Annotated in this window: 16 protein-coding genes; 12 read left to right on the top strand and 4 right to left on the bottom strand. The window is 66.2% G+C overall.

Annotation, left to right across the window (positions count from 1 at the left end; genetic code table 11):
• The 4 genes from wzt (at window position 1) to ADBZ9O_RS04020 (ending at window position 3,284) form a co-directional block, all read left to right on the top strand.
• Window positions 1-801 (top strand): galactan export ABC transporter ATP-binding subunit Wzt/RfbE, encoded by an 801-nt coding sequence (gene wzt, locus ADBZ9O_RS04035; protein WP_526528629.1) that lies wholly within the window; start codon window positions 1-3, stop codon window positions 799-801.
• A complete protein-coding gene (glfT1, locus tag ADBZ9O_RS04030) occupies window positions 794-1,690 on the top strand; it encodes a galactofuranosyltransferase GlfT1 (protein ID WP_526528627.1) in 897 nt (298 codons plus the stop codon). The genes wzt and glfT1 overlap by 8 nt, the downstream gene beginning before the upstream one ends.
• Entirely contained in the window at window positions 1,687-2,517 is an 831-nt protein-coding gene (wzm, locus tag ADBZ9O_RS04025) for a galactan export ABC transporter permease subunit Wzm/RfbD (RefSeq protein WP_526528625.1), read from the top strand. The genes glfT1 and wzm overlap by 4 nt, the downstream gene beginning before the upstream one ends.
• Window positions 2,518-2,597: 80 nt before the next feature.
• Window positions 2,598-3,284: a hypothetical protein gene (locus tag ADBZ9O_RS04020; RefSeq protein WP_526528623.1), complete on the top strand. Its 687-nt coding sequence runs from the start codon at window positions 2,598-2,600 to the stop codon at window positions 3,282-3,284.
• A 12-nt stretch (window positions 3,285-3,296) separates the two neighbouring features.
• Here the strand turns inward: ADBZ9O_RS04020 and ADBZ9O_RS04015 are convergent, their stop codons facing one another.
• The 3 genes from ADBZ9O_RS04015 to ADBZ9O_RS04005 all read right to left on the bottom strand — a co-directional run bounded on the left by ADBZ9O_RS04015 (window position 3,297) and on the right by ADBZ9O_RS04005 (window position 6,030).
• Complete coding sequence (locus tag ADBZ9O_RS04015) at window positions 3,297-4,985, bottom strand: HNH endonuclease signature motif containing protein (protein WP_526528621.1); 1,689 nt, start codon at window positions 4,983-4,985, stop codon at window positions 3,297-3,299.
• Window positions 4,986-5,054: 69 nt separating this feature from the next.
• Window positions 5,055-5,489: a pyridoxamine 5'-phosphate oxidase family protein gene (locus ADBZ9O_RS04010; RefSeq protein WP_526528619.1), complete on the bottom strand. Its 435-nt coding sequence runs from the start codon at window positions 5,487-5,489 to the stop codon at window positions 5,055-5,057.
• 70 nt (window positions 5,490-5,559) lie between these two features.
• Window positions 5,560-6,030 carry a carboxymuconolactone decarboxylase family protein gene (locus ADBZ9O_RS04005; protein WP_526528617.1) on the bottom strand — a complete coding sequence of 157 codons (471 nt, stop codon included), beginning with the start codon at window positions 6,028-6,030 and terminating at the stop codon, window positions 5,560-5,562.
• Between the two features lie 50 nt (window positions 6,031-6,080).
• Here ADBZ9O_RS04005 and pdxR point away from each other — a divergent pair, with 50 nt between their 5' ends.
• A complete protein-coding gene (gene pdxR / locus ADBZ9O_RS04000) occupies window positions 6,081-7,508 on the top strand; it encodes a MocR-like pyridoxine biosynthesis transcription factor PdxR (RefSeq protein ID WP_526528615.1) in 1,428 nt (475 codons plus the stop codon).
• On the opposite strand, the gene ADBZ9O_RS03995 is transcribed toward pdxR, so the two are convergent.
• Window positions 7,485-8,132, bottom strand: coding sequence for an HD domain-containing protein (locus ADBZ9O_RS03995; protein ID WP_526528613.1), 648 nt, complete (start codon window positions 8,130-8,132; stop codon window positions 7,485-7,487). The genes pdxR and ADBZ9O_RS03995 overlap by 24 nt on opposite strands.
• A gap of 100 nt (window positions 8,133-8,232) precedes the next feature.
• Here ADBZ9O_RS03995 and ADBZ9O_RS03990 point away from each other — a divergent pair, with 100 nt between their 5' ends.
• From ADBZ9O_RS03990 to ADBZ9O_RS03960, 7 genes are all read left to right on the top strand, one after another.
• Window positions 8,233-8,649: a GtrA family protein gene (locus tag ADBZ9O_RS03990; RefSeq protein ID WP_526528611.1), complete on the top strand. Its 417-nt coding sequence runs from the start codon at window positions 8,233-8,235 to the stop codon at window positions 8,647-8,649.
• A gap of 32 nt (window positions 8,650-8,681) precedes the next feature.
• On the top strand, window positions 8,682-10,064 hold the full coding sequence (gene dprE1 / locus ADBZ9O_RS03985; RefSeq protein WP_526528609.1) for a decaprenylphosphoryl-beta-D-ribose oxidase: 1,383 nt from the start codon (window positions 8,682-8,684) through the stop codon (window positions 10,062-10,064).
• The gene (dprE2, locus tag ADBZ9O_RS03980; protein WP_526528607.1) at window positions 10,065-10,841 is read left to right on the top strand and encodes a decaprenylphospho-beta-D-erythro-pentofuranosid-2-ulose 2-reductase; all 777 of its coding nucleotides are present in this window, start codon (window positions 10,065-10,067) and stop codon (window positions 10,839-10,841) included.
• A 43-nt stretch (window positions 10,842-10,884) separates the two neighbouring features.
• Window positions 10,885-12,696, top strand: a complete 1,812-nt coding sequence (locus ADBZ9O_RS03975; protein WP_526532811.1) for an arabinofuranosyltransferase — start codon at window positions 10,885-10,887, stop codon at window positions 12,694-12,696.
• On the top strand, window positions 12,696-15,962 hold the full coding sequence (locus ADBZ9O_RS03970) for an arabinosyltransferase domain-containing protein (protein ID WP_526528605.1): 3,267 nt from the start codon (window positions 12,696-12,698) through the stop codon (window positions 15,960-15,962). Before ADBZ9O_RS03975 ends, ADBZ9O_RS03970 begins: the two co-directional genes overlap by 1 nt.
• Before the next feature lie 70 nt (window positions 15,963-16,032).
• A complete protein-coding gene (locus tag ADBZ9O_RS03965; protein ID WP_526528603.1) occupies window positions 16,033-19,299 on the top strand; it encodes an arabinosyltransferase domain-containing protein in 3,267 nt (1,088 codons plus the stop codon).
• Window positions 19,296-22,499: an arabinosyltransferase domain-containing protein gene (locus tag ADBZ9O_RS03960; RefSeq protein ID WP_526528601.1), complete on the top strand. Its 3,204-nt coding sequence runs from the start codon at window positions 19,296-19,298 to the stop codon at window positions 22,497-22,499. Before ADBZ9O_RS03965 ends, ADBZ9O_RS03960 begins: the two co-directional genes overlap by 4 nt.
• Window position 22,500 lies beyond the last annotated feature (1 nt).

The raw sequence follows: 22,500 nt of genomic DNA, 5'->3' as shown, positions 1-22,500 counted from the left end.
GTGAGCAACCCGCACATCGAGACCCGCGACGCCTGGGTCGAGTTCCCGATATTCGACGCGAAATCGCGGTCGCTGAAGAAGGCGTTCCTGGGCAAGGCCGGTGGAACGATTGGCCGCAACGAGTCCAACGTCGTGGTCATCGAGGCGTTGCGGGATATCACGATGTCCCTGGAGATGGGGGATCGCGTCGGCCTGGTCGGGCATAACGGCGCGGGCAAATCCACTCTGCTGCGGCTTCTTTCGGGGATCTACGAACCGACCCGCGGCGTCGCCTCGGTGCGCGGCCGGGTGGCGCCGGTCTTCGATCTCGGTGTCGGGATGGACCCGGAGATCTCCGGTTTCGAGAACATCATCATCCGTGGCCTTTTCCTGGGCCAGACCCGCAAACAGATGATGGCCAAGGTTGACGAGATCGCCGATTTCACCGAGCTCGGTGAGTACCTGTCGATGCCGCTGCGCACGTACTCCACTGGCATGCGGGTGCGGCTGGCGATGGGCGTGGTCACCAGCATCGATCCCGAAATCCTTTTGCTCGACGAGGGTATCGGCGCTGTCGACGCCGACTTCCTGAAGAAGGCTCAGACGCGATTGCAGAAACTGGTGGAGCGTTCCGGAATCCTGGTGTTCGCCAGCCATTCCAACGAATTCCTGGCGCGGCTGTGCAAGACCGCGATGTGGATCGACCACGGGACCATCAGGATGTCCGGCGGTATCGAGGACGTCGTTCGTGCCTATGAGGGCGAGGATGCCGCCCGCCACGTGCGGGAAGTGTTGCAGGAGACAGCCCACACGCATGACTGAGGTTGTTTGTGCCGTCGTCGTGACGCACCGCAGGCCGGATTCGCTTGCCAAGTCTCTGGACGTGCTGTCCGCCCAGAGCCGCCAGCTCGACCACCTGATCGTCGTCGACAACGATCACGACGACCGGGTCCACGACCTGGTGACCGGTCAGCCCATCCCGACGACATATCTTGGCTCCCACCGAAACCTCGGTGGCGCAGGTGGTTTCGCGCTTGGCATGCTGCATGCCCTGGCATTGGGTGCCGACTGGATCTGGCTCGCCGACGATGACGGGCGCCCACAGGGGCCCACCGTGCTGGCCACCCTGCTGGCCTGCGCGCACAAGCATTCACTCGCCGAGGTGTCGCCGATGGTGTGCGATCTCGACGATCCGGATCGACTCGCGTTCCCGCTGCGCCGCGGTTTGGTGTGGCGCCGGCGCGCCTCTGAATTACGAACCGAAGGGCCCGGACAGGATCTACTCCCCGGCATCGCATCGCTGTTCAACGGTGCGCTTTTCCGGGCTGACGCAGTGGAAGCCGTTGGGGTACCTGATCTTCGGTTGTTCGTGCGCGGTGACGAGGTGGAGTTGCATCGCCGGCTGGTGCGTTCCGGGTTGCCCTTCGGCACCTGCCTGGACGCGATCTACCTGCATCCCCAGGGGGGCGACGAGTTCAAACCGATCCTGGGCGGGCGGATGCACACCCAGTACCCCGATGACGAGACCAAGCGGTACTTCACCTACCGCAATCGCGGCTATCTGCTGTCGCAGCCGGGGCTGCGCAAGTTGCTGCCGCAGGAATGGCTGCGGTTCGGCTGGTTCTTCCTGGTATCCCGCCGCGACCCGGCCGGTCTGCGCGAGTGGATCAGGTTGCGACGCTTGGGTAGACGCGAAAGGTTCGCCAAATGACGTTCACCGATGCCGCGGCACAGTCCAGGACGTTCTATCGGGCACGTAAAGACTTGGTCGACGGGTTCAATCGCCGCGAACTGTGGCTGCACCTGGGCTGGCAGGACATCAAGCAGCGCTACCGGCGGTCGGTGCTAGGGCCGTTCTGGATCACCATCGCCACGGCCACCACCGCGGTGGCCATGGGTGGGCTGTATTCGAAGCTGTTCCATCTCGAGCTGTCCGAGCATCTGCCCTACGTCACCCTCGGGTTGATCATCTGGAACCTGATCAACGCCTCGATCTTGGAGGGCGCCGACGTATTTGTGGCCAACGAGGGCCTGATCAAACAGCTGCCCACCCCGTTGAGTGTGCATGTTTACCGACTGGTGTGGCGGCAGATGATCCTGTTTGCGCACAACATCGTCATCTATCTGGTGATAGCCATCATCTTCCCCAAAGACTGGTCGTGGGCCGATCTTTCGTTCATCCTGGCGCTGTTCCTGATCATGCTGAACTGCATCTGGGTGGCGCTGTGCTTCGGCATTCTGTCGACCCGGTACCGCGATATCAGCCCGCTGCTGTTCTCCCTGGTGCAGCTGCTGTTCTTCATGACGCCGATCATCTGGAACGACGCGACGCTGGAGGCTCAGGGGGCCGGTCGCTGGCGGACCATCGTCGAGCTGAACCCGCTGCTGCACTACCTCGACATCGTGCGGGCGCCGCTGCTGGGTGCGCCGCAAGAAATGCGTCACTGGGTCGTGGTCATCGTGTTGACGATCGTCGGGTGGACCGTAGCGGTGCTGGCGTTGCGGCAGTTCCGTGCCCGCGTGCCCTACTGGGTGTGAGTTAGCTCGTCGCTTACCGTGGTCCTGGTGGCCACTTGGGCGCCACTCGGGATTCGGCGGCGGGGCGTTCAATGGCGCCCATGACCGATACCGAGACCACCGAAATCGCTGCGATCATCGATGACGCTGAGGTCGTCGAAAGCCTGGAAGTGCCTGCGGCCCCAGATGTGCCCGTCGAGCCGGACGATCTGCAGGCCATCGAGATACCCGAGGTGCAGGACGACGACTCCGAGGAGGCGGCCCGCGTCGCACTCGCCGTCCGCGAGGTCCTCGAACGTCAGCTCGTCGCCGGTCAGGCGTTGAGCTGTGAGCTGCTCGAGGTGGCCAGCGACGTCACTGCTGCCATCGCCGAGGCACCCGCCGCGGTGGTCGGCGCTGTCCGCGGTGGGGCTACCCTGCCCGAGGCCGTCACCCAGAGTGGCAAAACGTTGCAGCACGTCGTCGTCGATGCCGGTGACCGGGTCCGTTCCGCGATCGGTGAGTACATCAGCGGTCAAGCAAACCTGCCGAACGCAGTCATCGGCGGCGCCGCGGAAGTGACCGGATCAGTGGTCCGCGCGCAGGGAACTGTCGTCTCGTCGGCCGTCGACGCCGCCTTCTCTGTGGCGACCGTCGCGACCCAGGGTGGCGAACTCCGCGACTCGATCGACCGGGAGTGGCGCGAACTCGCCGCGACCGTGACCGAGGCGCGGCAGACCATCGGCGAGACGATTGACTCTGCGCGACAAGGTGTTCGGCACGCTGTCGCCGCCGGTGTCGAGAACTGAGTTTGATCACCGTTAGAACGGTGGTGGGTCGTCGCCGTACTTTGTGGTGGGCGCGTCGAGTTCCCAGCAGTGGAGTTCGTTGTCGTTGTGCGCCTTCGCGGCGTCGCGTTTGGCGCGTAGCGCTCTCGCTTCTGCGGCCCGGGCTCGGGTTGCGGCAATGAAGGCAGCGTTGCGTTCGCGTTCGGCTGTGATGCGGTACGCGTGGTCTTGGGCGCGGGTGCGTTTTCGTCTGGGCACACCCAACCCGCTCTGATCGGGTGGTTTCGGTGGATGCCGGGTCGGTGGCGCCTGGCTGGTGGTGATGTTCCAGCCCGGGAACAACAAGGTGGCGCCGGGTTTGGTGGTGAACGTTTTGCCCGACGGGGTCGTCACTTCCACCCTGCCATCGGGAAACTGCCGGTCTGACCAGCCACCGGCGCCGGACCAGTGCGTTTTGAGCAAATGATGAATCCGGCAGTAACACTTGAGATCACTGGGGTGGGTAGCACCGTGCGGCCAGGGCAGGGTGTGGTCGATATCGGAGAGGTCCGCGGGCCGATCACAGCCCGGGTGGCGACAGGTCATATCGCGCATCCAGATGAACTCAGCCAGTTTCGCCGACGGCCGGTAATGCGATTCGGCATCAGGTCCCGGAGTGCTGACATACCGGACGGTGGCGCCGTCGCGGATCAATTCCGCCAGCAGCGGGGCCGGCACGATCGCCCCACCCAAGATGATCCCCGGACCAGGGCGACGCACCCGCACCGGCTGCACCGCAGGAGCGGACCCGGTCGCAGGCTCGGGTTGGGGGGCGGGTTCAAGTGTGGGTTCGGATGGGGTCGCGGTAGTGGTGGCCGTGGATCCCTCACCGTGCATGCCGGGATCGGGCACAGCATCAAGGACCGTGGGGTCAGCGACGATATGGACCAACACATTGGTGGCCCGCCGGTCATCGCCGGCCGCCGGGCAGGTCGGGGCACCGCACCGGCACGCCAAATGATCCGAGCCCGCACCTAACGCCCCCAGGGCGTCGGCGAGTCGTTGGCGCAGTGTGCGCGGATCGTCTTTGCAGACACCGTGGGCCATCACATCGAGGCGTTGTTTGACGATCGCGGCATCAGTAGCGAGCAGCCGCCCCCAGAAAGAGGTGGTGCCGGTGGCGTCGTTGGGATCGCCGAAGGTGATATCGCGGCTGCGCGCCGCGGTCTGCAACCGGCGCACCGCCTCAGGATCGACGGCCTCGATGATCGCGTCGATCTTCTGTTCCAGTTTCACATCCGAGAGCGGGCCCCAACCGGTCACACTGTCGGCCAGAGAAGCATCAACAGCGGCGAGCACGCGATCGTCATCAACGAGCAGAGTGCGCCACCGCAGCGTGTTGACCATCTTGTAATCGATCGACCCCGCCAAAAACAGGGCATTGATCTTCGGGAGCTGATCACGCAACAGGACCGCCAGCCTGAGCTGCCCCACCCCTCGACCGTGACCGATATTCAATGCCGCGGCCACTTCCGCTGCCGCAGACGCAGTCGGATCACACACCCAGGAGTGCCGCTCGTCATCGACATCCCCGCAGCGCCGTAAGGCGAGCTCGGCGATCGCCGCCAACCGGCGGGCATCCGCTGCCGCCGAGGCCCGCGCCCACCCCTGGATCGCCCCGATCAGCTCACCATCAGAGACCGCAGACAACACCGCGGGCTCCGGCAACACCTGATCGAACATGTGTTCGATTCTAAATCAACCCACCGACAAGATGGGCTCATCCGAGATGCGCGCAACGACTGCCCGGCGTCACCCAGTGACAGAACCCACGTCAGGCTCGGGCCCGAAAACGAACCGCCGCCCGCTGATCTCAGACGGCGTGATGCGGACGAACCGCAGCTTCTCGGTGGCGACCCACGGATAGAGCCCCGCCCGCTCGGCCTCGTGAATATCGGCCGTGGTGGTCAGCACCCGCGCGGTACCCCGGATGACCACGCTCCAGCCGTCGGCGACATTGTGGTCGTCGGCTTCGAAGAGCACCTGGTCGTTGGCTGCGGCAGTGAACAATTTGGTGCCCTCGGCCGTGCGGAACAACACGGTGTGCCGCTGCACGACGAAGTTCACCGGGAAGATCTCCGGTCGCCCCGCCGCCACGGTCACCAGCCGGCCCAGCGACATCGCCGAGATCAACTGCCAGCTTTCGTCGTAGTCGAGCAACGTCACCGGGTCGGTGTCAATGGTCATAACTCATGGTCTGCGCGGAGCGCCCACACCCGGAAGGGACGCAGGGCATCGGGCAGAGGCCAAAAGACCTCTAGTGCCGGTGCGGCGGGTGCAGCCGGGTGGTGACGCCGATCCGATTCCAGGCGTTGATCGTCATTGCCATCGCGATGACCTGGCCCAGTTCGCGCTCGGTGAAGGCCGCCGCGGCCCTGGCGTACACCTCGTCGGAGACATGGTCCCCGCTGGGCAGGTCGGTCATCTCCTCGGTCAGCGCCAAGGCGGCCTGCTCCTGCTCGGTGTAGAGCTCAGCGGCTTCCTGCCAGGCCGATAGCAGGTAGATGCGCTGCTCGGTCTCACCGCGCTTACGGGCGTCGTGGGTGTGCATGTCCAGGCAGAACGCGCAGTGATTCAGCTGCGAAGCCCGGATCTTGATCAGTTCGGCCAGGCCGGGATCGATGTCCTTGGACGCGGCGTTGCTCAGCGCGAGCATCGCCTCGTAGACCTCAGGCGAAACGCGGTTCAAGTTGATGCGGTGAGCAGGCTTAACAAGTGTGTCGGTCATGGTGACAACGCTAGGCCCGCAAAGGCCTACCGCCATGGTTCAATTTGACAGTGAGTTCGTGGGCCAATAGCAGCGATCTGCACCTCGACCTGGGCCAGCCCATCACCCCCGGCAGCCGCGGCGTGCGCGACGTCCTCATCAGCGCACTGCGCGACGCGGTGCGCTCGGGCCGACTGGCGACGGGGACCGTGCTGCCACCGTCCCGCAGGCTGGCCGCCGACCTCGGCTTGGCGCGCAACACCGTCGCCGACGCCTACGCCGAACTCGTCGCCGAGGGCTGGCTGGCGTCCCGTCAGGGTGCGGGCACCTGGGTGGTCAACGCGACCGGTACACAGCAGCCCGCCCGCCCTCGAGGCGCCCACGGCGAACCGACCCACAACCTGCTGCCCGGCTCCCCCGACGTCTCGGCCTTCCCCCGCGCGGCTTGGCTGGCCTCGACCCGCCGCGCACTCAACTCCGCGCCGACTGAAGCGTTCCGGATGGGGGACCCCCGCGGCAGAGCCGAACTGCGAATCGCGGTCGCCGAGTACCTGGCGAGGGCCCGCGGCGTCCGGGTGTCACCGGAGACCGTCGTCATCACTGCCGGCACCCGCCATGCTGTCGCGGTGTTGGCGCGGATGTTCGGTGCGGATGCCCCGATGGCGCTGGAAGCATACGGCCTCTTCATCTTTCGCGATTGCATCGCGGCGGCGGGGGTGCCGACAGTGCCCATCGGTTTCGACGAGCTGGGCGCGGTGGTCGCCGATCTGGATCGGCTGCGCACACCGGCGGTGATGGTGACCCCCGCCCATCACTATCCGCAGGGCGTGCCGCTGCACCCCTCACGTCGCACGGCGATCGTCGACTGGGCGCAACGCACCGGCGGCTACGTGATCGAAGACGACTACGACGGCGAATTCCGCTACGACCGCCAGCCGATCGGCGCCCTGCAGAGCCTCGATCCCGACCGGGTGATCTATCTGGGGTCGACCAGTAAGAGCCTGACCCCGGTTTTGCGGATGGGTTGGATGGTGCTGCCCGCGAACCTCATCGACGACGTGCTGGCCACCGACGGCGGCCAGCAGTGGTACGTCGACGGCGTCGCAGCACTGACGATGGCGGACTTCATCACCAGCGGAGGGTATGACCGGCACATCCGCCGGATGCGAAACACCTACCGCCGCAGGCGCGAGGCGCTGATCCAGCGGCTCGCGCCATTGCGCCCTGCCATCACCATCAGCGGGGTATCCGCCGGGCTGCACCTGTTGCTGATGCTGCCCGCCGGCACCGAGCATGAGGTGTTGCGCAGGGCAGCTCACGCCGGGGTGGGCATCGCCGGCCTGTCCCGGCTGCGGCACCCGCTGGCCGGACCAGACGTGCCTCGGCCTGACGGGGTGGTGGTGAACTTCGGCACGCCCGCCGAGCACGCGTTCGCCGGGGCGGTGGACGCGCTCTGCGCAGTGCTGAGCTCGTCGCTACTCGGTAGCGGACTGGCCTAACGCCGCCAGTTCGGTGGTCAGGTTCGCCCTGGCGGCCTGTTCCCACCGGCGCCGGGCCGCCGGTGTCCGATACAGCGCGGGTGCTGCCAGCAGTGCCTTGATGACGGGCACCCGGCCCGCGCGGAACTGGGCCTCGGGCACGTGGGCGTATTCGGCCCGGATCGCCTCGCCGTTGCGCGAGTAGTCCTGCGGCGGCAGAGCCAGCGTCGCCAGGTCCGCGTCGGAAAGCACCGCGCCCTTCGCATCGTCGGGCGCCGGGTCATGTTCGACGGTCAGCCGGACCAGCCGGGCTACCTCGGCGACCAGCTCAGGGGCCACCCCCAACGCAGCGAGGTCCGCCTCGGCCAGCCGGGCACTCTGCTCTTCGTCATCGGACCGGCACGCGTAGACGGCATCGTGGTACCACGCCGCCAGTCGCACGGCATCGACGTCGCCGGCTGTGGTCAGAACCGCGGGCGCAAGTTCGTCGACAGCTGCCAGCACCCCCCGCAGATGTTCGAGGGTGTGATAGCGCCGGTGTGGCTCAGCCCACCGGGCCAGCACAGCGCGGCCCGTCATCTCGATATCGCCCGCTGTGCGGTAGGGGGCGAGTAAGTCACGCCACGCCTCGACCAGATCCTGCACACGTCCATTCTTGCAGCCAACCCCTCCCGCTCAATCCAATCGCTCGCTCCTCAACCGGCTCGTTCCTCGCCGGCATCGGTCGACTCGCTAGGCTCGCGCGATGGCCGCACTGCCCCCCGAGGACGCCCGACTGAGTCTGATGACACAGGTGTGGCGATTTCTGGTCACCGGTGGCCTGTCGGCGATCGTCGACTTCGGCCTGTATCTGCTGATGTTCAGTGTGTTCGGCGTACAACTCGACCTCGCCAAGGCGATCAGCTTCATCGTCGGAACCACCACCGCGTACCTGATCAACCGGCGCTGGACCTTCCAGGCTCCGCCGAGCCGGTCGCGGTTCATCGCGGTCATGGTGCTCTACGGTCTGACCTTCGCGATTCAGGTGGGCATCAACCACATTTTCGTCGTCTCCTTCGACGACAAACCCTGGCGACTGCCGGTGGCATTTGTCATCGCCCAGGGCACTGCGACGGTGATCAACTTCATCGTTCAGCGAGCTGTGATCTTCCGGCTGCACTGAACGCCGGGGCGCGCGCGGTACCCTCTTTCACGATGTCCAGCACTGATGTATTGACGACTCCGCGACGGCTGACCGGTTGGAGCCGCACCGCGCCAACCGTCGCCCAGGTGCTCTCGACCCCGGACCTCGACGTGATCGCCCAGTCGGTGGCGCACGCCGCTGACCGGGGCACGAGAGGGGTGATCGCCCGCGGCCTCGGACGGTCCTACGGCGATAACGCCCAGAACGGTGGCGGGCTCGTCATCGATATGACTCCAGTCAACAAGATTCACTCGATCAGCGCCGAGACCCGTCTGGTCGACGTGGACGGCGGTGTCAGCCTGGACCAACTGATGAAGGCGGCACTGCCGTTCGGACTCTGGGTTCCGGTGCTGCCGGGCACCCGGCAGGTCACGATCGGCGGTGCGATTGCCTGCGATATTCACGGCAAGAATCACCACAGCGAGGGCAGTTTCGGCAACCACGTGCGATCCATGGAGCTGTTACTGGCCAGCGGCGAGATCCGACACCTCATTCCCGACGGCGACGAAGCAGAACTGTTCTGGGCCACCGTGGGCGGTAATGGGCTGACCGGCATCATTCTGCGGGCCACCATCGCGATGACGCCGACCGAAACCGCTTACTTCATCAACGACGGCGACGTCACCGGAAACCTTGACGAAACCGTCGCATTCCACAGCGATGGCAGCGAGGCCGATTACACCTATTCCAGCGCGTGGTTCGACGCTATCAGCGCGCCGCCGAAGCTTGGTCGCGCCGCCATCACCCGCGGACGCCTGGCTCGCGTCGACGAACTTCCCGCAAAGCTGGCCCGGGATCCGCTGAAATTCGATGCGCCACAACTACTCACGGTGCCCGATATCTTCCCCAACGGGCTGATGAACAAACTGACCCTCAGCACCATCGGTGAGCTCTACTACCGGCGCGGCGGGCACTACCGCGGCAAGGTCCAGAATCTGACGCAGTTCTACCACCCGCTGGATTTGATCGGCGAATGGAACCGCGGCTACGGCCCTGCCGGTTTCCTGCAGTACCAGTTCCTAGTCCCACTGTCCGCTGTCGAAGAGTTCAAGCAGATCATCCGCGACATCCAAGCCAGTGGCCATTATTCGGCATTGAACGTTTTCAAGCTGTTCGGACCCGGAAACCAAGCGCCGTTGAGCTTTCCGATGGCCGGCTGGAATGTGGCGATGGACTTTCCCACCAAGCCCGGTGTTGGTGCGCTACTCACCGAACTCGACAGGCGCGTACTGGAATTCGGCGGCCGGCTCTACACCGCAAAAGACTCCCGCACCACCGCGGAAACCTTCCATGCCATGTACCCGCGCATCGACGAATGGATCGCCGTGCGCCGTAAAGTCGACCCCAATGGGGTGTTCGTCTCCGATATGGCCCGACGCTTGGAGCTGCTCTAGATGGTTTTTGATGCCACCGGAAATCCCCAGACAATCCTCCTTCTGGGCGGCACCTCTGAGATCGGGCTCGCCATCTGCGAGCGCTACCTGCAGGATGCACCGGCGCGAATCGTGCTCGCCGCGCTGCCAAACGATCCCGGCCGGGACGCGGCCGTCGCGCAGCTGGAGAAGGCCGGCGCGAAATCGGTGGAGGTCATCGACTTCGACGCCGTCGCCACCGCAACCCACCCCGCCGTCATCGACGCCGCTTGGGGCGGCGGCGCCGCCGGAAGAGACATCGACGTCGCGATCGTGGCTTTCGGCCTGCTCGGTGACGCCGAGGAGCTGTGGCAGAACCAGCGCAAAGCTGTCCAGATCGCCGAAATCAACTACACCGCAGCAGTTTCCGTCGGCGTGCTGGTCGGTGAGAAGATGCGGGCGCAGGGGTCAGGGCGGATCATCGCGATGAGCTCGGCCGCGGGCGAACGGGTGCGTCGCTCCAATTTCGTCTACGGCTCCACCAAAGCAGGCCTGGACGGTTTCTACCTCGGACTCGGGGAAGCGTTGCGCGAGTACGGAGTTGGTGTGTTGGTGATCCGGCCCGGCCAAGTCCGCACCCGCATGAGCGCCCATGTCAAGGAAGCGCCGCTGACGGTCGACAAGGAATACGTGGCCAACCTCGCCGTCACCGCGTCAGCGAAAGGTAAAGACCTGGTCTGGGCACCTGGCGCATTCCGCTACGTGATGATGGTGCTGCGGCACATCCCCCGACCCATCTTCCGCAAACTGCCCATCTGAGATGAGAACCGCGCTGGCAGGTGCCGGCAGGACAGTGGGCCACATGGTGGTGGCGGCAATTGCCGCTGTGCTGCTGTCGGCTGTGGCACTGATCGCTATCGGCCGCGTCCAATGGCCTGCGTTTCCGTCGTCGAACCAGCTGCACGCACTGACCACAGTCGGTCAATTCATCTGCCTGGCAGGCCTCTTGGTCGCAGGCCTGTTGTGGCGACGCGGTCGCCGACTGCTCGCCCATGCCACGGCGGTGGTCTTTTTGGCTGCGTTCACCGTGACGACCATCGCGATGCCACTCGGTGCGACGAAGTTGTACCTGTTCGGCATCTCCGTAGACCAGCAGTTCCGCACCGAATACCTGACCCGGCTGGCCGACAGCGCGGCGCTACGCGATATGACGTACGCCGGTCTGCCACCGTTCTATCCGCCCGGCTGGTTCTGGATCGGCGGGCGGGCGGCCGCGCTGACAGGTGTCCCGGCGTGGGAGATGTACAAGCTGTGGGCGATCACGTCGATGGCCATCGCCGTAGTGCTGGCATTCGTGTTGTGGTCCAAGCTGATCCGCTTCGAATACGCGCTGATCGTCACGACCGCGACAGCAGCGGTCACCCTGGCGTACGCGTCACCCGAGCCCTACAGCGCGATCCTCACGGTGCTGCTGCCGCCGGTCCTGGTGCTGGCGTGGTCGGGACTTCGAGCCGCACACCCCGGCGGCTGGGCGGCTGTCGTCGGGGTCGGCATCTTCCTCGGCGTCACCGCGACGTTCTACACCCTTCTGCTCGGGCTCTCTGCGCTGACCGTGGTGCTGATGGCGGTGCTACTTGCGGCCGCACGGCGCCAGCTTGCGCCACTCATCCGCCTGACGGTGATGGGCGTCATCGCGATTGCGATCGGTTTGATCACCTGGCTGCCGTGGCTGCTGCGCGCCGCCCGTGAGCCGCTCAGCGGGACCGGCAGCGCGCAGCACTACCTACCCGCCGACGGGGCGGTGTTGACCTTCCCGATGCTGCAGTTCTCGCTGCTGGGTGCGCTGTGCATGCTCGGCACCCTCTGGCTGATCCTGCGCGCCCGGTCATCGGTGCGGGCCGGTGCGCTGGCGATGGGTGTGGTCACCTTCTATCTGTGGTCGCTGCTGTCGATGGTGACCACGCTGGTCGGCACGACGCTGCTGTCGTTCCGGCTGCAGCCGACGCTGACGGTGCTGCTGGCCGCAGCGGGCGCCTTCGGCTTCATCGAGGTCGCCCAGGTCGCCGCCGCTAAATGGAACCGCAACCTCATCACCGTGGCCGCGGCCATCGGGCTGGCCGGAGCCGTCGCGTTCAGCCAGGACATCCCCGACGTGCTGCGCCCGGACCTCGACGTCGCCTACACCGACACCGACGGTGACGGCGTGCGCGGTGACCGCAGACCGCCCGGTGCGGAGAAGTACTACGCCGAGATCGACGCCGCGATCAGCGCGGCGACGGGCCGCCCGCGCGACGAAACCGTCGTGCTCACCGCCGACTACAGCTTCCTGTCGTTTTACCCCTACCTGGGCTTTCAGGGTCTGACATCGCATTATGCGAATCCCTTGGCGCAGTTCGAGAAGCGGTCCGCCGCGATCGAAAGCTGGGCCGATATCAAGACCGCCGACAAATTCTCCCAGGCGCTCGACGACCTGCCGTGGGAGGCGCCGACGGTCTTCCTGATGCGCCGCGGCGCTGGGGATTCCTACACGCTGCGCCTGGCCGAGGACGTCTACCCCAACCAGCCCAACGTGCGCCGCTACACCGTCGACCTGGCCTCAGCACTGTTCGATGGTCCTGACTTCACCGTCAAGACCATCGGACCGTTCGTGCTGGCGATCAGGCAGGCCGGTTGATGGCTACCGACGCACCCCCTCAGCCGGGGGATCTACCATCTAGCTCCGTGACCCGCCCCGGGATGAACCATCGGACTACCCGCATGGTGGCCATCGTCGCCGGACTACTGGGCGCACTGCTGGCGATCGCCACGCCGTTCCTGCCCGTCACCCAGACCACCGCCGAGCTGAACTGGCCACAGAACGGCGAGCTCAACAGCGTCACCGCGCCGCTGATCGGCTACGTCGCCACCGACCTGACCATCACCATCCCCTGCCAGGCCGCCGCGGGGTTGACCGGACCGGGTAACGCCGGTCGCACCGTCCTGCTCTCCACCGTGCCCAAACAAGCACCGAAGGCCATCGACCGCGGCCTGCTGATCGAGCGGGTCGGCAACAACCTGCTGGTCATCGTGCGGAACACCCCCGTCGTCACCGCCCCGCTGAGCCAGGTGCTCAGCCCCGCCTGCCAGCAGCTGGTTTTCACCGCCAAAGCCGATAAGGTCACCGGCGAATTCGTGGGTCTGGTGCAAGGGCCCACCGACGATGATCCTGGCCAGCCGGTGCGGGGGGAGCGCAGCGGTTACGACTTCCGGCCCCAGATCGTCGGGGTGTTCACCGATCTGTCCGGCCCAGCGCCGCCGGGGCTGAAGTTCTCCGCCACCATCGACTCCCGCTACAGCAGTTCGCCGACCTGGGTCAAAACCCTGGCGATGGTCCTCGGGGTCGCGCTGACGGTGATTGCGCTCGGTGCACTGCACGTCCTCGACACCGCGGACGGGATGCGGCACCGCCGATTCCTGCCGTCGCGCTGGTGGTCGATCAAACCCCTGGACGGTCTGGTCGCCGCGGCCCTGGTGTGGTGGCATTTCGTCGGCGCCAACACCGCCGACGACGGCTACATCCTGACGATGGCCAGGGTGTCCGAGCACGCGGGCTATATGGCCAACTACTACCGCTGGTTCGGCACACCGGAAGCACCGTTCGGCTGGTACTACGACCTGTTGGCGCTATGGGCACATGTCAGCACCCACAGCGTGTGGGTCCGGCTACCGACCCTGCTGATCGGACTGGCCTGTTGGTGGGTGATCAGCCGGGAGGTCATCCCGCGCCTCGGTGACGCCGTCAAACGCAACCGCATCGCCGCGTGGACCGCCGCGGGTATGTTCCTGGCCTTTTGGCTGCCGCTGAACAACGGCCTGCGGCCCGAGCCGATCATCGCCCTCGGCATCTTGTTGACCTGGTGCTCCGTCGAGCGCGGTGTCGCCACCAGCCGGCTGCTCCCGGTGGCTATCGCCATCATCATCGGCGCACTGACTTTGTTCTCCGGACCCACCGGTATCGCCGCCGTCGGCGCCCTGCTGGTCGCCATCGGACCGCTCAAAACGATTGTCGCGCGCCATACTTCACGCTTCGGCTACCTGGCACTGCTGGCGCCAATCCTGGCTGCCTGCACCGTCACCATCATTTTGATCTTCCGCGACCAGACGTTGATCGGTGAGCTGCAGGCCAACTCCTTCAAATCCGCCGTCGGTCCCAGCCTGGCCTGGTTCGACGAGCACATCCGCTACGAGCGGTTGTTCACCACCAGCCCCGACGGTTCGGTGGCCAGGCGCTTCGCGGTACTGACCCTGCTACTGGCACTTGTCGTTTCGGTGGCGATGACGTTGCGGAAGGGCCGGATATCCGGTACCGCAGCAGGTCCCAGCCTGCGCATCATCGGTATCACCATCATCTCGTTTTTGGCCATGATGTTCACCCCGACGAAGTGGACCCACCACTTCGGGGTCTTCGCCGGCCTGGCAGGCTCACTGGGCGCGTTGGCCGCGGTTGCCGTCGGTGCGGCCGCGATGCGCTCGAAACGCAACCGGGCGATGTTCGCCGCCGTTGTCCTGTTCCTGACCGCCTTGTCCTTCGCCACCGTCAACGGATGGTGGTACGTGTCCAACTTTGGTGTGCCATGGTCGAATTCGTTCCCGGAGTGGCATTTTGGTTTCACCACCATGTTGCTCGGACTGTCGGTGCTGGCCCTGCTGGTGGCCGCCTGGTTGCACTTCAACAAACCTGCTGAATCCGCCGCCGACGATACAGACCGGGCTGGACCCCGCTGGCGGCGAATCACCCAGGCGCCGTTGATGCTTGCCGCCTGGGCGTTGGTGTTCTTCGAAGTTCTTTCCTTGACGCTGGCGATGACCGCGCAGTACCCGGCCTGGAGTGTCGGCCGGTCGAACCTGGAGGCGCTGACCGGTAAGACGTGCGGGTTGGCCAATGACGTCCTGGTGGAACAAGACCCGAACGCCGGCGTGCTGACACCGATCGGAGTATCGGCCGCTGATGGGTTGGCTGCCGGCACCGCAACAGGTTTCAACCCCAACGGGATCCCGATCGACGTATCGGCGGACCCGGTAACGGGCCAACAGGACGACAATTTCGCCGATACCTCGGATTCGAATGACACCGGCGGCGAAGAGGGTTCAGAAGGCGGTATCACCCCCTCGGCGGGTGTCAACGGCTCCCGCGCCCGGCTGCCGTTCGGACTCGATCCGGCCCGCACCCCGGTGATGGGCAGCTGGCGCAGCGGTGCCCAGCAACCGGCGCTGTTGCGCACCGCGTGGTACCCGCTGCCACCACGGGATCAGGACGGGCCGCTGCTGGTGGTCGCTGCCGCCGGGCGCTTCGACCCCAACGATCTGACCGTGCAGTGGACCACCGGCGACGCCGCCGACGCCGAGGCTGAGGGATCCATCACTTTCGGCGATGTGGGTGCGGCGCCCGCATGGCGCAACCTGCGCGCTCCGCTATCGGCGATCCCGACCGACGCCACCCGGATCCGGCTGGTGGCCAATGACGACGACCTCTCTCCCACCCATTGGATCGCGCTGACCCCGCCGCGGATCCCGCAGCTGCAAACCCTGCAAGACGTCGTCGGATCGCAGGATCCGGTGCTGCTGGACTGGCTCGTCGGGATGGCATTCCCCTGCCAGCGGCCCTTCGGGCATCAGTACGGCGTCACCGAGGTGCCCAAGTGGCGGATCCTGCCCGACCGGTTCGGCGCCGAAGCAAACTCGCCGGTGATGGACAACATCGGTGGCGGCCCGCTGGGCATCAGCGAGCTGTTGTTCCGCGCCACGTCGGTGCCGACCTACCTCAAGGATGACTGGTTCCGCGACTGGGGCGCGCTGCAGCGACTGAACCTGTTCTATCCCGACGCGCAGCCGGCCCGGCTCGATCTGGGCACCGCCACGCGCAGCGGGCTATGGAGTCCGGGACCACTGCGGCACAGCTGAGAGCGCGTTCCGCTCGGCACGCCGCCCACATGATCAACGCCCACATCTCCGTCGCATAGCATCGAGCCTCGTGTCCGCCCACCGCATCGCCCGTCTGGTCGCTGTCATAGCGGGTATCGCAGGCGTGCTGCTATGCGGGCTCGTGCCGCTGCTACCGGTCAAACAGACCACCGCGACCATTGCGTGGCCCCAGGCCGCCGGCCCCGACGGGCTGGTCACCGACGTCACCGCACCCCTGGTGTCCGGCGCACCACTGGCACTGGACGTGTCCATTCCCTGTCAGGCCATCGCCACCCTGCCTGCGGCAGGCGGCCTGGTCTTCTCGACCGTGCCCGCCGGCGGTATCGACGCCAGCCGTAACGGGCTGTTCGTCCGGGCCAACGCCGATACCGTTGTCGTCGCCTTCCGGGACACCGTCGCCGCGGTCGCCCCCCGCGCGGCCGTCGCCGCCGGTGGTTGCAGCGCGCTGCACATCTGGGCCAATACTGGCGGCGTCGGCGCCGACTTCGTCGGTCTCCCTGGCGCTAACGGGACCGTGACGCCGGAGAAGAAGCCGCAGGTGGCAGGCGTGTTCACCGAATTGAAGGTGGCCGCGCAGCCCGACCTGTTCGCCCTCATCGCTGTCGACACCCGCTTCATCACCTCCCCGACACCGGTCAAACTCGCCGCGCTGATCCTCGGGACGTTGTCCGTGTTGTCCTCGATCGTGGCTCTCGGGGTGCTCGACCGGGGCGCGCCCGTCTTTAGAAGGTTTGGCGTCGCCCACGCCTGGCGCCGGATCTGGCGCGTCGGGTTGGTCACCTGGGTGGCCGATATCGGGGTGCTCGGCACGCTCGCGCTCTGGCACGTACTGGGTGCCACCTCATCGGATGACGGCTACAACCTGACCATCGCGCGGGTGTCCGCGGACGCCGGTTACACCGCGAACTACTACCGCTACTTCGGCACGACCGAGGCTCCGTTCGACTGGTACCAGTCCGTGCTGTCCCATTTCGCCGCCATCAGCACCGCAGGGGTGTGGATGCGCATCCCTGCCACCCTGGCCGGCATCGGCACCTGGTTGATCATCAGCCGCTGGGTGCTGCCCCGGCTCGGCAGGCGGTTGGCCAACAACCGGATCACGGTTCTCACCGGCGCTGCGGTCTTCCTGGCCGCCTGGCTGCCATTCAACAACGGGTTGCGCCCGGAGCCCCTGATCGCGTTCGCCACGATCGCGGTGTGGGCGCTCGTCGAATTCGCCATCGGCACCCGACGACTCGCACCGGCCGCCATCGCCATCCTGATCGCGGTGTTCAGCGTCACCCTGGCCCCGCAGGGTCTGATTGCGATTGCGCCGCTGCTGGTCGGCGGCCGGGCGATCGCCCGGGTGGTGCGGGCCCGGCGGGTGCGGGACGGTCTGGCTGCACTGCTCGCTCCCCTGGCGGCCGCGCTGACCATGATCTTCGTCATCGCGTTCCGCGACCAGACGCTGGCCACCGTCGCCGAATCGGCGCGCATCAAGTACGTCGTCGGCCCGACCATCGCCTGGTATCAGGATTTCCTGCGGTACTACTTCCTGACCGTGGAGGACAGTGCCGATTCGTCGCTGACCCGACGGTTCTCGGTGCTGCTGCTCCTGCTGTGCGTGTTCGGCCTGCTCGCGGTCCTGCTGCGACGCGGCAACGTGCCCGGCGTTGCGGCCGGCCCGGTATGGCGGCTGATCGGCTCGACCGCGATCGGGCTACTGCTGCTGACCTTCACACCCACCAAATGGGCCGTGCAGTTCGGCGCGTTCGCCGGATTGGCCGGGGCACTGGGCGCGGTCACCGCGTTCGTCTTCTCCCGGGTGGGTCTGCACAACCGACGCAACCTGGCGCTGTACGTGACCGCTCTGCTGTTCGTCCTGGCATGGGCCACCTCGGGCAACAACGGCTGGTTCTATGTCGGTAACTACGGGGTGCCGTGGTTCGACAAGCCGCCCGTGATCGCCGGGCAGCCCGTCACCTCGATGTTCCTGGCGTTGGCGATCCTGACCGGTGCCCTGGCCGGCTGGCTGCACTTCCGGATGGACTACAGCGGGCACACCGAAGTCAAGAACACCGCGCGCAACCGCGTGCTGGCGTCGACGCCGATGTTGGTGGTAGCCACGCTGCTGGTGCTGCTCGAAGTCGGTTCCATGGCCAAGGGTGCGGCCCAGCGCTATCCCGAGTACACCACCGCCAAAGCCAACATTGCGGCACTGAGTTCCGGGCTGTCGAAGGCCAGCTGCGCGATGGCCGATGACGTGCTGGTCGAACCCGATACCAACGCCGGGATGCTGACCCCGGTACCCGGGCAGCAATTCGGCCAGTACGGACCCCTGGGTGGGCAGGACCCGGTCGGCTTCAAGCCCGACGGCGTCAGCGACACTCTGGAACCCGCAGAGCCGGTGACCGCCAACCCGGGTCTGGTGAACTCCGATGGTTCACCGAACAAGCCCAACGTCGGTATCGGATTCGCCGCCGGTACCGGCGGGGGTTACGGACCGGTCGGAGTGAACGGCTCGCGGGTGTTCCTGCCCTTCGGCCTTGACCCGGCGCGCACCCCGGTGATGGGCAGCTACGGCGAGAACAGCCTCGCCGCCAAAGCCACCTCGGCCTGGTATCAGTTGCCGCCCCGCACTGCCGACCGGCCATTGGTCACCGTCGCAGCCGCCGGGGCAATCTGGTACTTCGACGAAGAGGGCTCGTTCAACTACGGGCAGTCCCTCAAGCTGCAGTGGGGCGTGAACCGGCCGGACGGAAGTTATCAGGCCCTCGGCGAGGTGACACCGATCGACATCACCCCGCAGAAGGCCTGGCGCAACCTGAGATTCCCGTTGGCCTGGGCACCGCCGGAGGCCAACGTGGCCCGCATCGTCGCCGACGACCCCAACCTGTCAGAAGACCAGTGGTTGGCGTTCACGCCGCCCCGAGTGCCGGTGCTGGAAACCGCGCAGCAGCTCCTCGGCTCGCAGACCCCGGTGCTGATGGACATCGCGACCGCCGCAAATTTCCCGTGCCAGCGCCCGTTCTCCGAACACCTCGGGGTAGCTGAGCTGCCGGACTACCGAATCATGCCCAACTTCAAACAGTTCGTCTCGTCGTCGAACATGTGGCAGTCCGCCGAAGATGGGGGTCCGTTCCTGTTCATCCAGGCGCTGCTGCGCACTACCGCGATCCCGTCCTACCTGCGTGACGACTGGTATCGGGACTGGGGTTCGATCGAACGCTACGAGCGGGTGGTCCCGGCGACGCGGGCGCCCAACGCGGTGATCGGGCAGGGTGCGATGAACGTCTACGGCTGGAGCCGCAGCGGACCTATCCGGGCCCTGCCATGACCGGAGCCGTGACGGGAGCCATGACCAAAGATGTGCGGATAGCGCGCTGGGTTGCCGCGATTGCCGGCCTGGTGGGATTCATCCTGGCGGTCGCGACGCCACTGCTGCCCGTGGTGCAGACCACCGCAACGCTGAACTGGCCCCAAGGTGGGCAACTGAACAACGTTGCCGCACCTCTGATTTCGCAGGTGCCCGTGACGATGTCGGTGAGCGTGCCATGCGAGGTCGTGCGCTCGATGCCGCCTACCGGTGGCCTGCTGCTCGGCACTGCGCCGGCCAAGGGTAAACAGGCCGCGCTCAACGCGATGCTGGTCAACGTCACCAGCCAACGTGTCGACATCATCGTCCGCAACGTGGTGGTGGCCAGCGTTCCGCGGGCGAAGGTGGCATCCCCGACCTGTCAGAAGATTGACATCACGTCGTCAGAAGCCGGCACGTACGCCGACTTCGTCGGACTGACCAAGACGGACGGCTCACCGCAGCGCACCGGATTCGCCGATCCCAACCTGCGGCCCGCGATCGTCGGAGTCTTCACCGATCTGGTCGGTCCCGCGCCGCCGGCGTTGTCCTTCTCGGCGACCATCGATACCAGGTTCTCCAGTGCGCCGACGCCACTCAAGCTGGCCGCGATGCTGCTGGGAATCGTGTCGACCATCGTCGCGCTGCTCGCCCTGTGGCGCCTCGACCGGATCGACGGGCACCGGATGCAGCGGCTGATCCCCACCCGCTGGCGCACGTTCACCGCCGTCGACGCCACGGTGATCGTCTCATTTGTGGTGTGGCACATCGCCGGTGCGAACTCCTCAGACGACGGCTACATCCTGCAGATGGCCCGCGTCGCCGACCATGCCGGCTACATGTCGAACTACTTCCGGTGGTTCGGCAGTCCGGAGGATCCCTTCGGCTGGTTCTACAACGTGTTGGCGTTGATGACCCACGTCAGTGACGCCAGCATCTGGATGCGGCTACCCGATCTGGTCTGCGCGCTGGTGTGCTGGCTGCTGCTGTCCCGCGAGGTCCTACCCCGACTCGGCCCAGCGGTGGTGGCCAGCCGCCCGGCGCTGTGGGCCGCCGGCTTGGTCCTGCTGGCGGCGTGGATGCCGTTCAACAACGGGCTACGGCCCGAGGGGCAGATCGCCACCGGTGCGCTGATCACCTACGTACTCATCGAGCGTGCCATCATCTCGGGCCGGTTGACCCCGGCCGCGCTGGCCATCATCACCGCCGCCTTCACCCTGGGCATCCAGCCGACCGGACTGATCGCCGTTGCCGCCCTGATCGCCGGCGGCCGGCCCCTGCTGCGAATCCTGGTGCGAAGGCGCCAACTCGTCGGCCTCTGGCCGTTGCTGTTGCCACTACTTGCCGCGGGCACAGTGATCCTGACAGTGGTGTTCGCCGATCAGACCCTGGCAACTGTGTTGGAAGCCACCAGGATTCGTACAGAGATCGGTCCGAGCCAGGCGTGGTACACCGAGAACCTGCGCTATTACTACCTGATTCTGCCGACCGTCGACGGTTCCCTGTCGCGCCGTTTCGGCTTCATGATCACCGCACTGAGCCTGTTCACCGCGATGTTCATCATGTTGCGGCGCAAGCGGGTTCCCGGCATCGCGCGCGGGCCGGCCTGGCGACTGATGGGCATCATCTTCGGCACCGTGTTCTTCCTGATGTTCACCCCGACCAAATGGGTGCACCACTTCGGTCTGTTCGCCGCGGTGGGCGCCGCGATGGCCGCGCTGGCCACCGTGCTCGTCTCGCCGGCCGTGCTGCGGTGGTCTCGTAACCGGATGGCGTTCCTGGCAGCACTGCTGTTCATCCTGGCGCTGTGCTGGGCCACCACCAATGGCTGGTGGTACGTCTCCAGTTACGGCGTGCCGTTCAACAACGCGATGCCAAAAATCGGCGGAATCACCCTCAGCACCATCTTTTTCGCGGCCTTTGTGGTGGTCGCGCTCTATGCCTTCTGGTTGCACTTCGCGGGACGAGACCGCGGTGACGGCCGGTTCGCGCGGCTGCTGACCGCCGCGCCCGTGCCGGTGGTGGCGGGCTTCATGGTGCTGGTATTCATCGCCTCGATGCTGATCGGGGTGGTGCGGCAGTACCCGACCTACTCCAACGCCTCAGCGAACCTGCGTGCCTTTGTCGGTGGCTGCGGGCTGGCCGACGATGTGTTGGTCGAACCCGATACCAACGCGGGCTTCTTGACACCGCTGCCGGGCGACTATGGCCCGCTGGGTCCATTGGGCGGCGTCGGGCCGGTCGGCTTCACACCGGACGGTGTACCGGAACACATTGTTGCTGAAGCTATTCGGTTGACCCTGCCGCAGTCGGGTACCGACTACGACTGGGATGCGCCGGACAAGTTGACCACCCCCGGCGTCAACGGCTCCACCGTGCCGCTGCCGTATGGCCTTGACCCGTCGCGGGTTCCGCTGGCCGGCAGCTACGCGGGCGGACCGCAGCAGCAGAGCACGCTGACCTCGGCGTGGTACCAGCTGCCCCCGCCGGATGCCGCACACCCGTTGGTGGTCGTCACCGCTGCGGGGACGATCACCGGCAACAGCATCTTCAACGCTCGAACCGAAGGCCAGACAGTCGAATTGGAGTATGGGCGGCCAGGACCGGATGGTGGCGCGCCAGCGGCCGCGGGCCGACTGGTGCCGTATGACCTCGGCCCGATCCCGTCGTGGCGCAATCTTCGGTTCGCCCGTAGTGACATCCCCGCCGACGCGACGATGGTGCGCGTCATCGCCGAGGATAAATCCTTGACTCCCGGCGACTGGATCGCGGTGACTCCGCCGCGGGTGCCCGATCTGCAGTCGGTCCAGGAATACGTCGGCTCCACGCAGCCGGTGTTGATGGACTGGGCTGTCGGCCTGGCGTTCCCGTGCCAACAGCCGATGCTGCACGCCAACGGCGTCACCGAGGTACCGAAGTTCCGCATCACACCGGACTACAACGCCAAGCAGAAGGACACCGACACCTGGGAGGACGGCGTCAACGGCGGCCTGCTGGGGATCTCTGACCTGCTGCTGCGGGCCAACATCATGGCGACGTACCTGTCACAGGACTGGGGCCGGGACTGGGGCTCGCTGCGCAAGTTCGACACCATCGTCGATGCTGCGCCCGCTCAGATCGAACTCGGCACCGCCACCCGCAGCGGTCTGTGGAAACCCGGAAAGATCCGGATCGGGCCCTGAG

It is taken from the genome of Mycobacterium sp. (genome assembly GCF_965229105.1).
GTDB lineage: Bacteria > Actinomycetota > Actinomycetes > Mycobacteriales > Mycobacteriaceae > Mycobacterium.
The sequence above is the reverse complement of the archived record's forward strand: the minus strand, read 5'-3'. Positions and strand labels throughout refer to the sequence as shown.

Excerpts from the sequence above, each read along its gene's own strand:
- ADBZ9O_RS03990 (WP_526528611.1), top strand. The coding sequence starts at position 8,233 with ATGGCCGCACTGCCCCCCGAGGACGCCCGACTGAGTCTGATGACACAG.
- ADBZ9O_RS03960 (WP_526528601.1), top strand. The coding sequence starts at position 19,296 with ATGACCGGAGCCGTGACGGGAGCCATGACCAAAGATGTGCGGATAGCG.
- ADBZ9O_RS04010 (WP_526528619.1), bottom strand. The coding sequence starts at position 5,489 with ATGACCATTGACACCGACCCGGTGACGTTGCTCGACTACGACGAAAGC.
- dprE2 (WP_526528607.1), top strand. The coding sequence starts at position 10,065 with ATGGTTTTTGATGCCACCGGAAATCCCCAGACAATCCTCCTTCTGGGC.
- ADBZ9O_RS03970 (WP_526528605.1), top strand. The coding sequence starts at position 12,696 with ATGGCTACCGACGCACCCCCTCAGCCGGGGGATCTACCATCTAGCTCC.
- ADBZ9O_RS04015 (WP_526528621.1), bottom strand. The coding sequence starts at position 4,985 with ATGTTCGATCAGGTGTTGCCGGAGCCCGCGGTGTTGTCTGCGGTCTCT.
- glfT1 (WP_526528627.1), top strand. The coding sequence starts at position 794 with ATGACTGAGGTTGTTTGTGCCGTCGTCGTGACGCACCGCAGGCCGGAT.
- ADBZ9O_RS03975 (WP_526532811.1), top strand. The coding sequence starts at position 10,885 with ATGGTGGTGGCGGCAATTGCCGCTGTGCTGCTGTCGGCTGTGGCACTG.
- ADBZ9O_RS04020 (WP_526528623.1), top strand. The coding sequence starts at position 2,598 with ATGACCGATACCGAGACCACCGAAATCGCTGCGATCATCGATGACGCT.
- ADBZ9O_RS04005 (WP_526528617.1), bottom strand. The coding sequence starts at position 6,030 with ATGACCGACACACTTGTTAAGCCTGCTCACCGCATCAACTTGAACCGC.
- wzm (WP_526528625.1), top strand. The coding sequence starts at position 1,687 with ATGACGTTCACCGATGCCGCGGCACAGTCCAGGACGTTCTATCGGGCA.
- dprE1 (WP_526528609.1), top strand. The coding sequence starts at position 8,682 with ATGTCCAGCACTGATGTATTGACGACTCCGCGACGGCTGACCGGTTGG.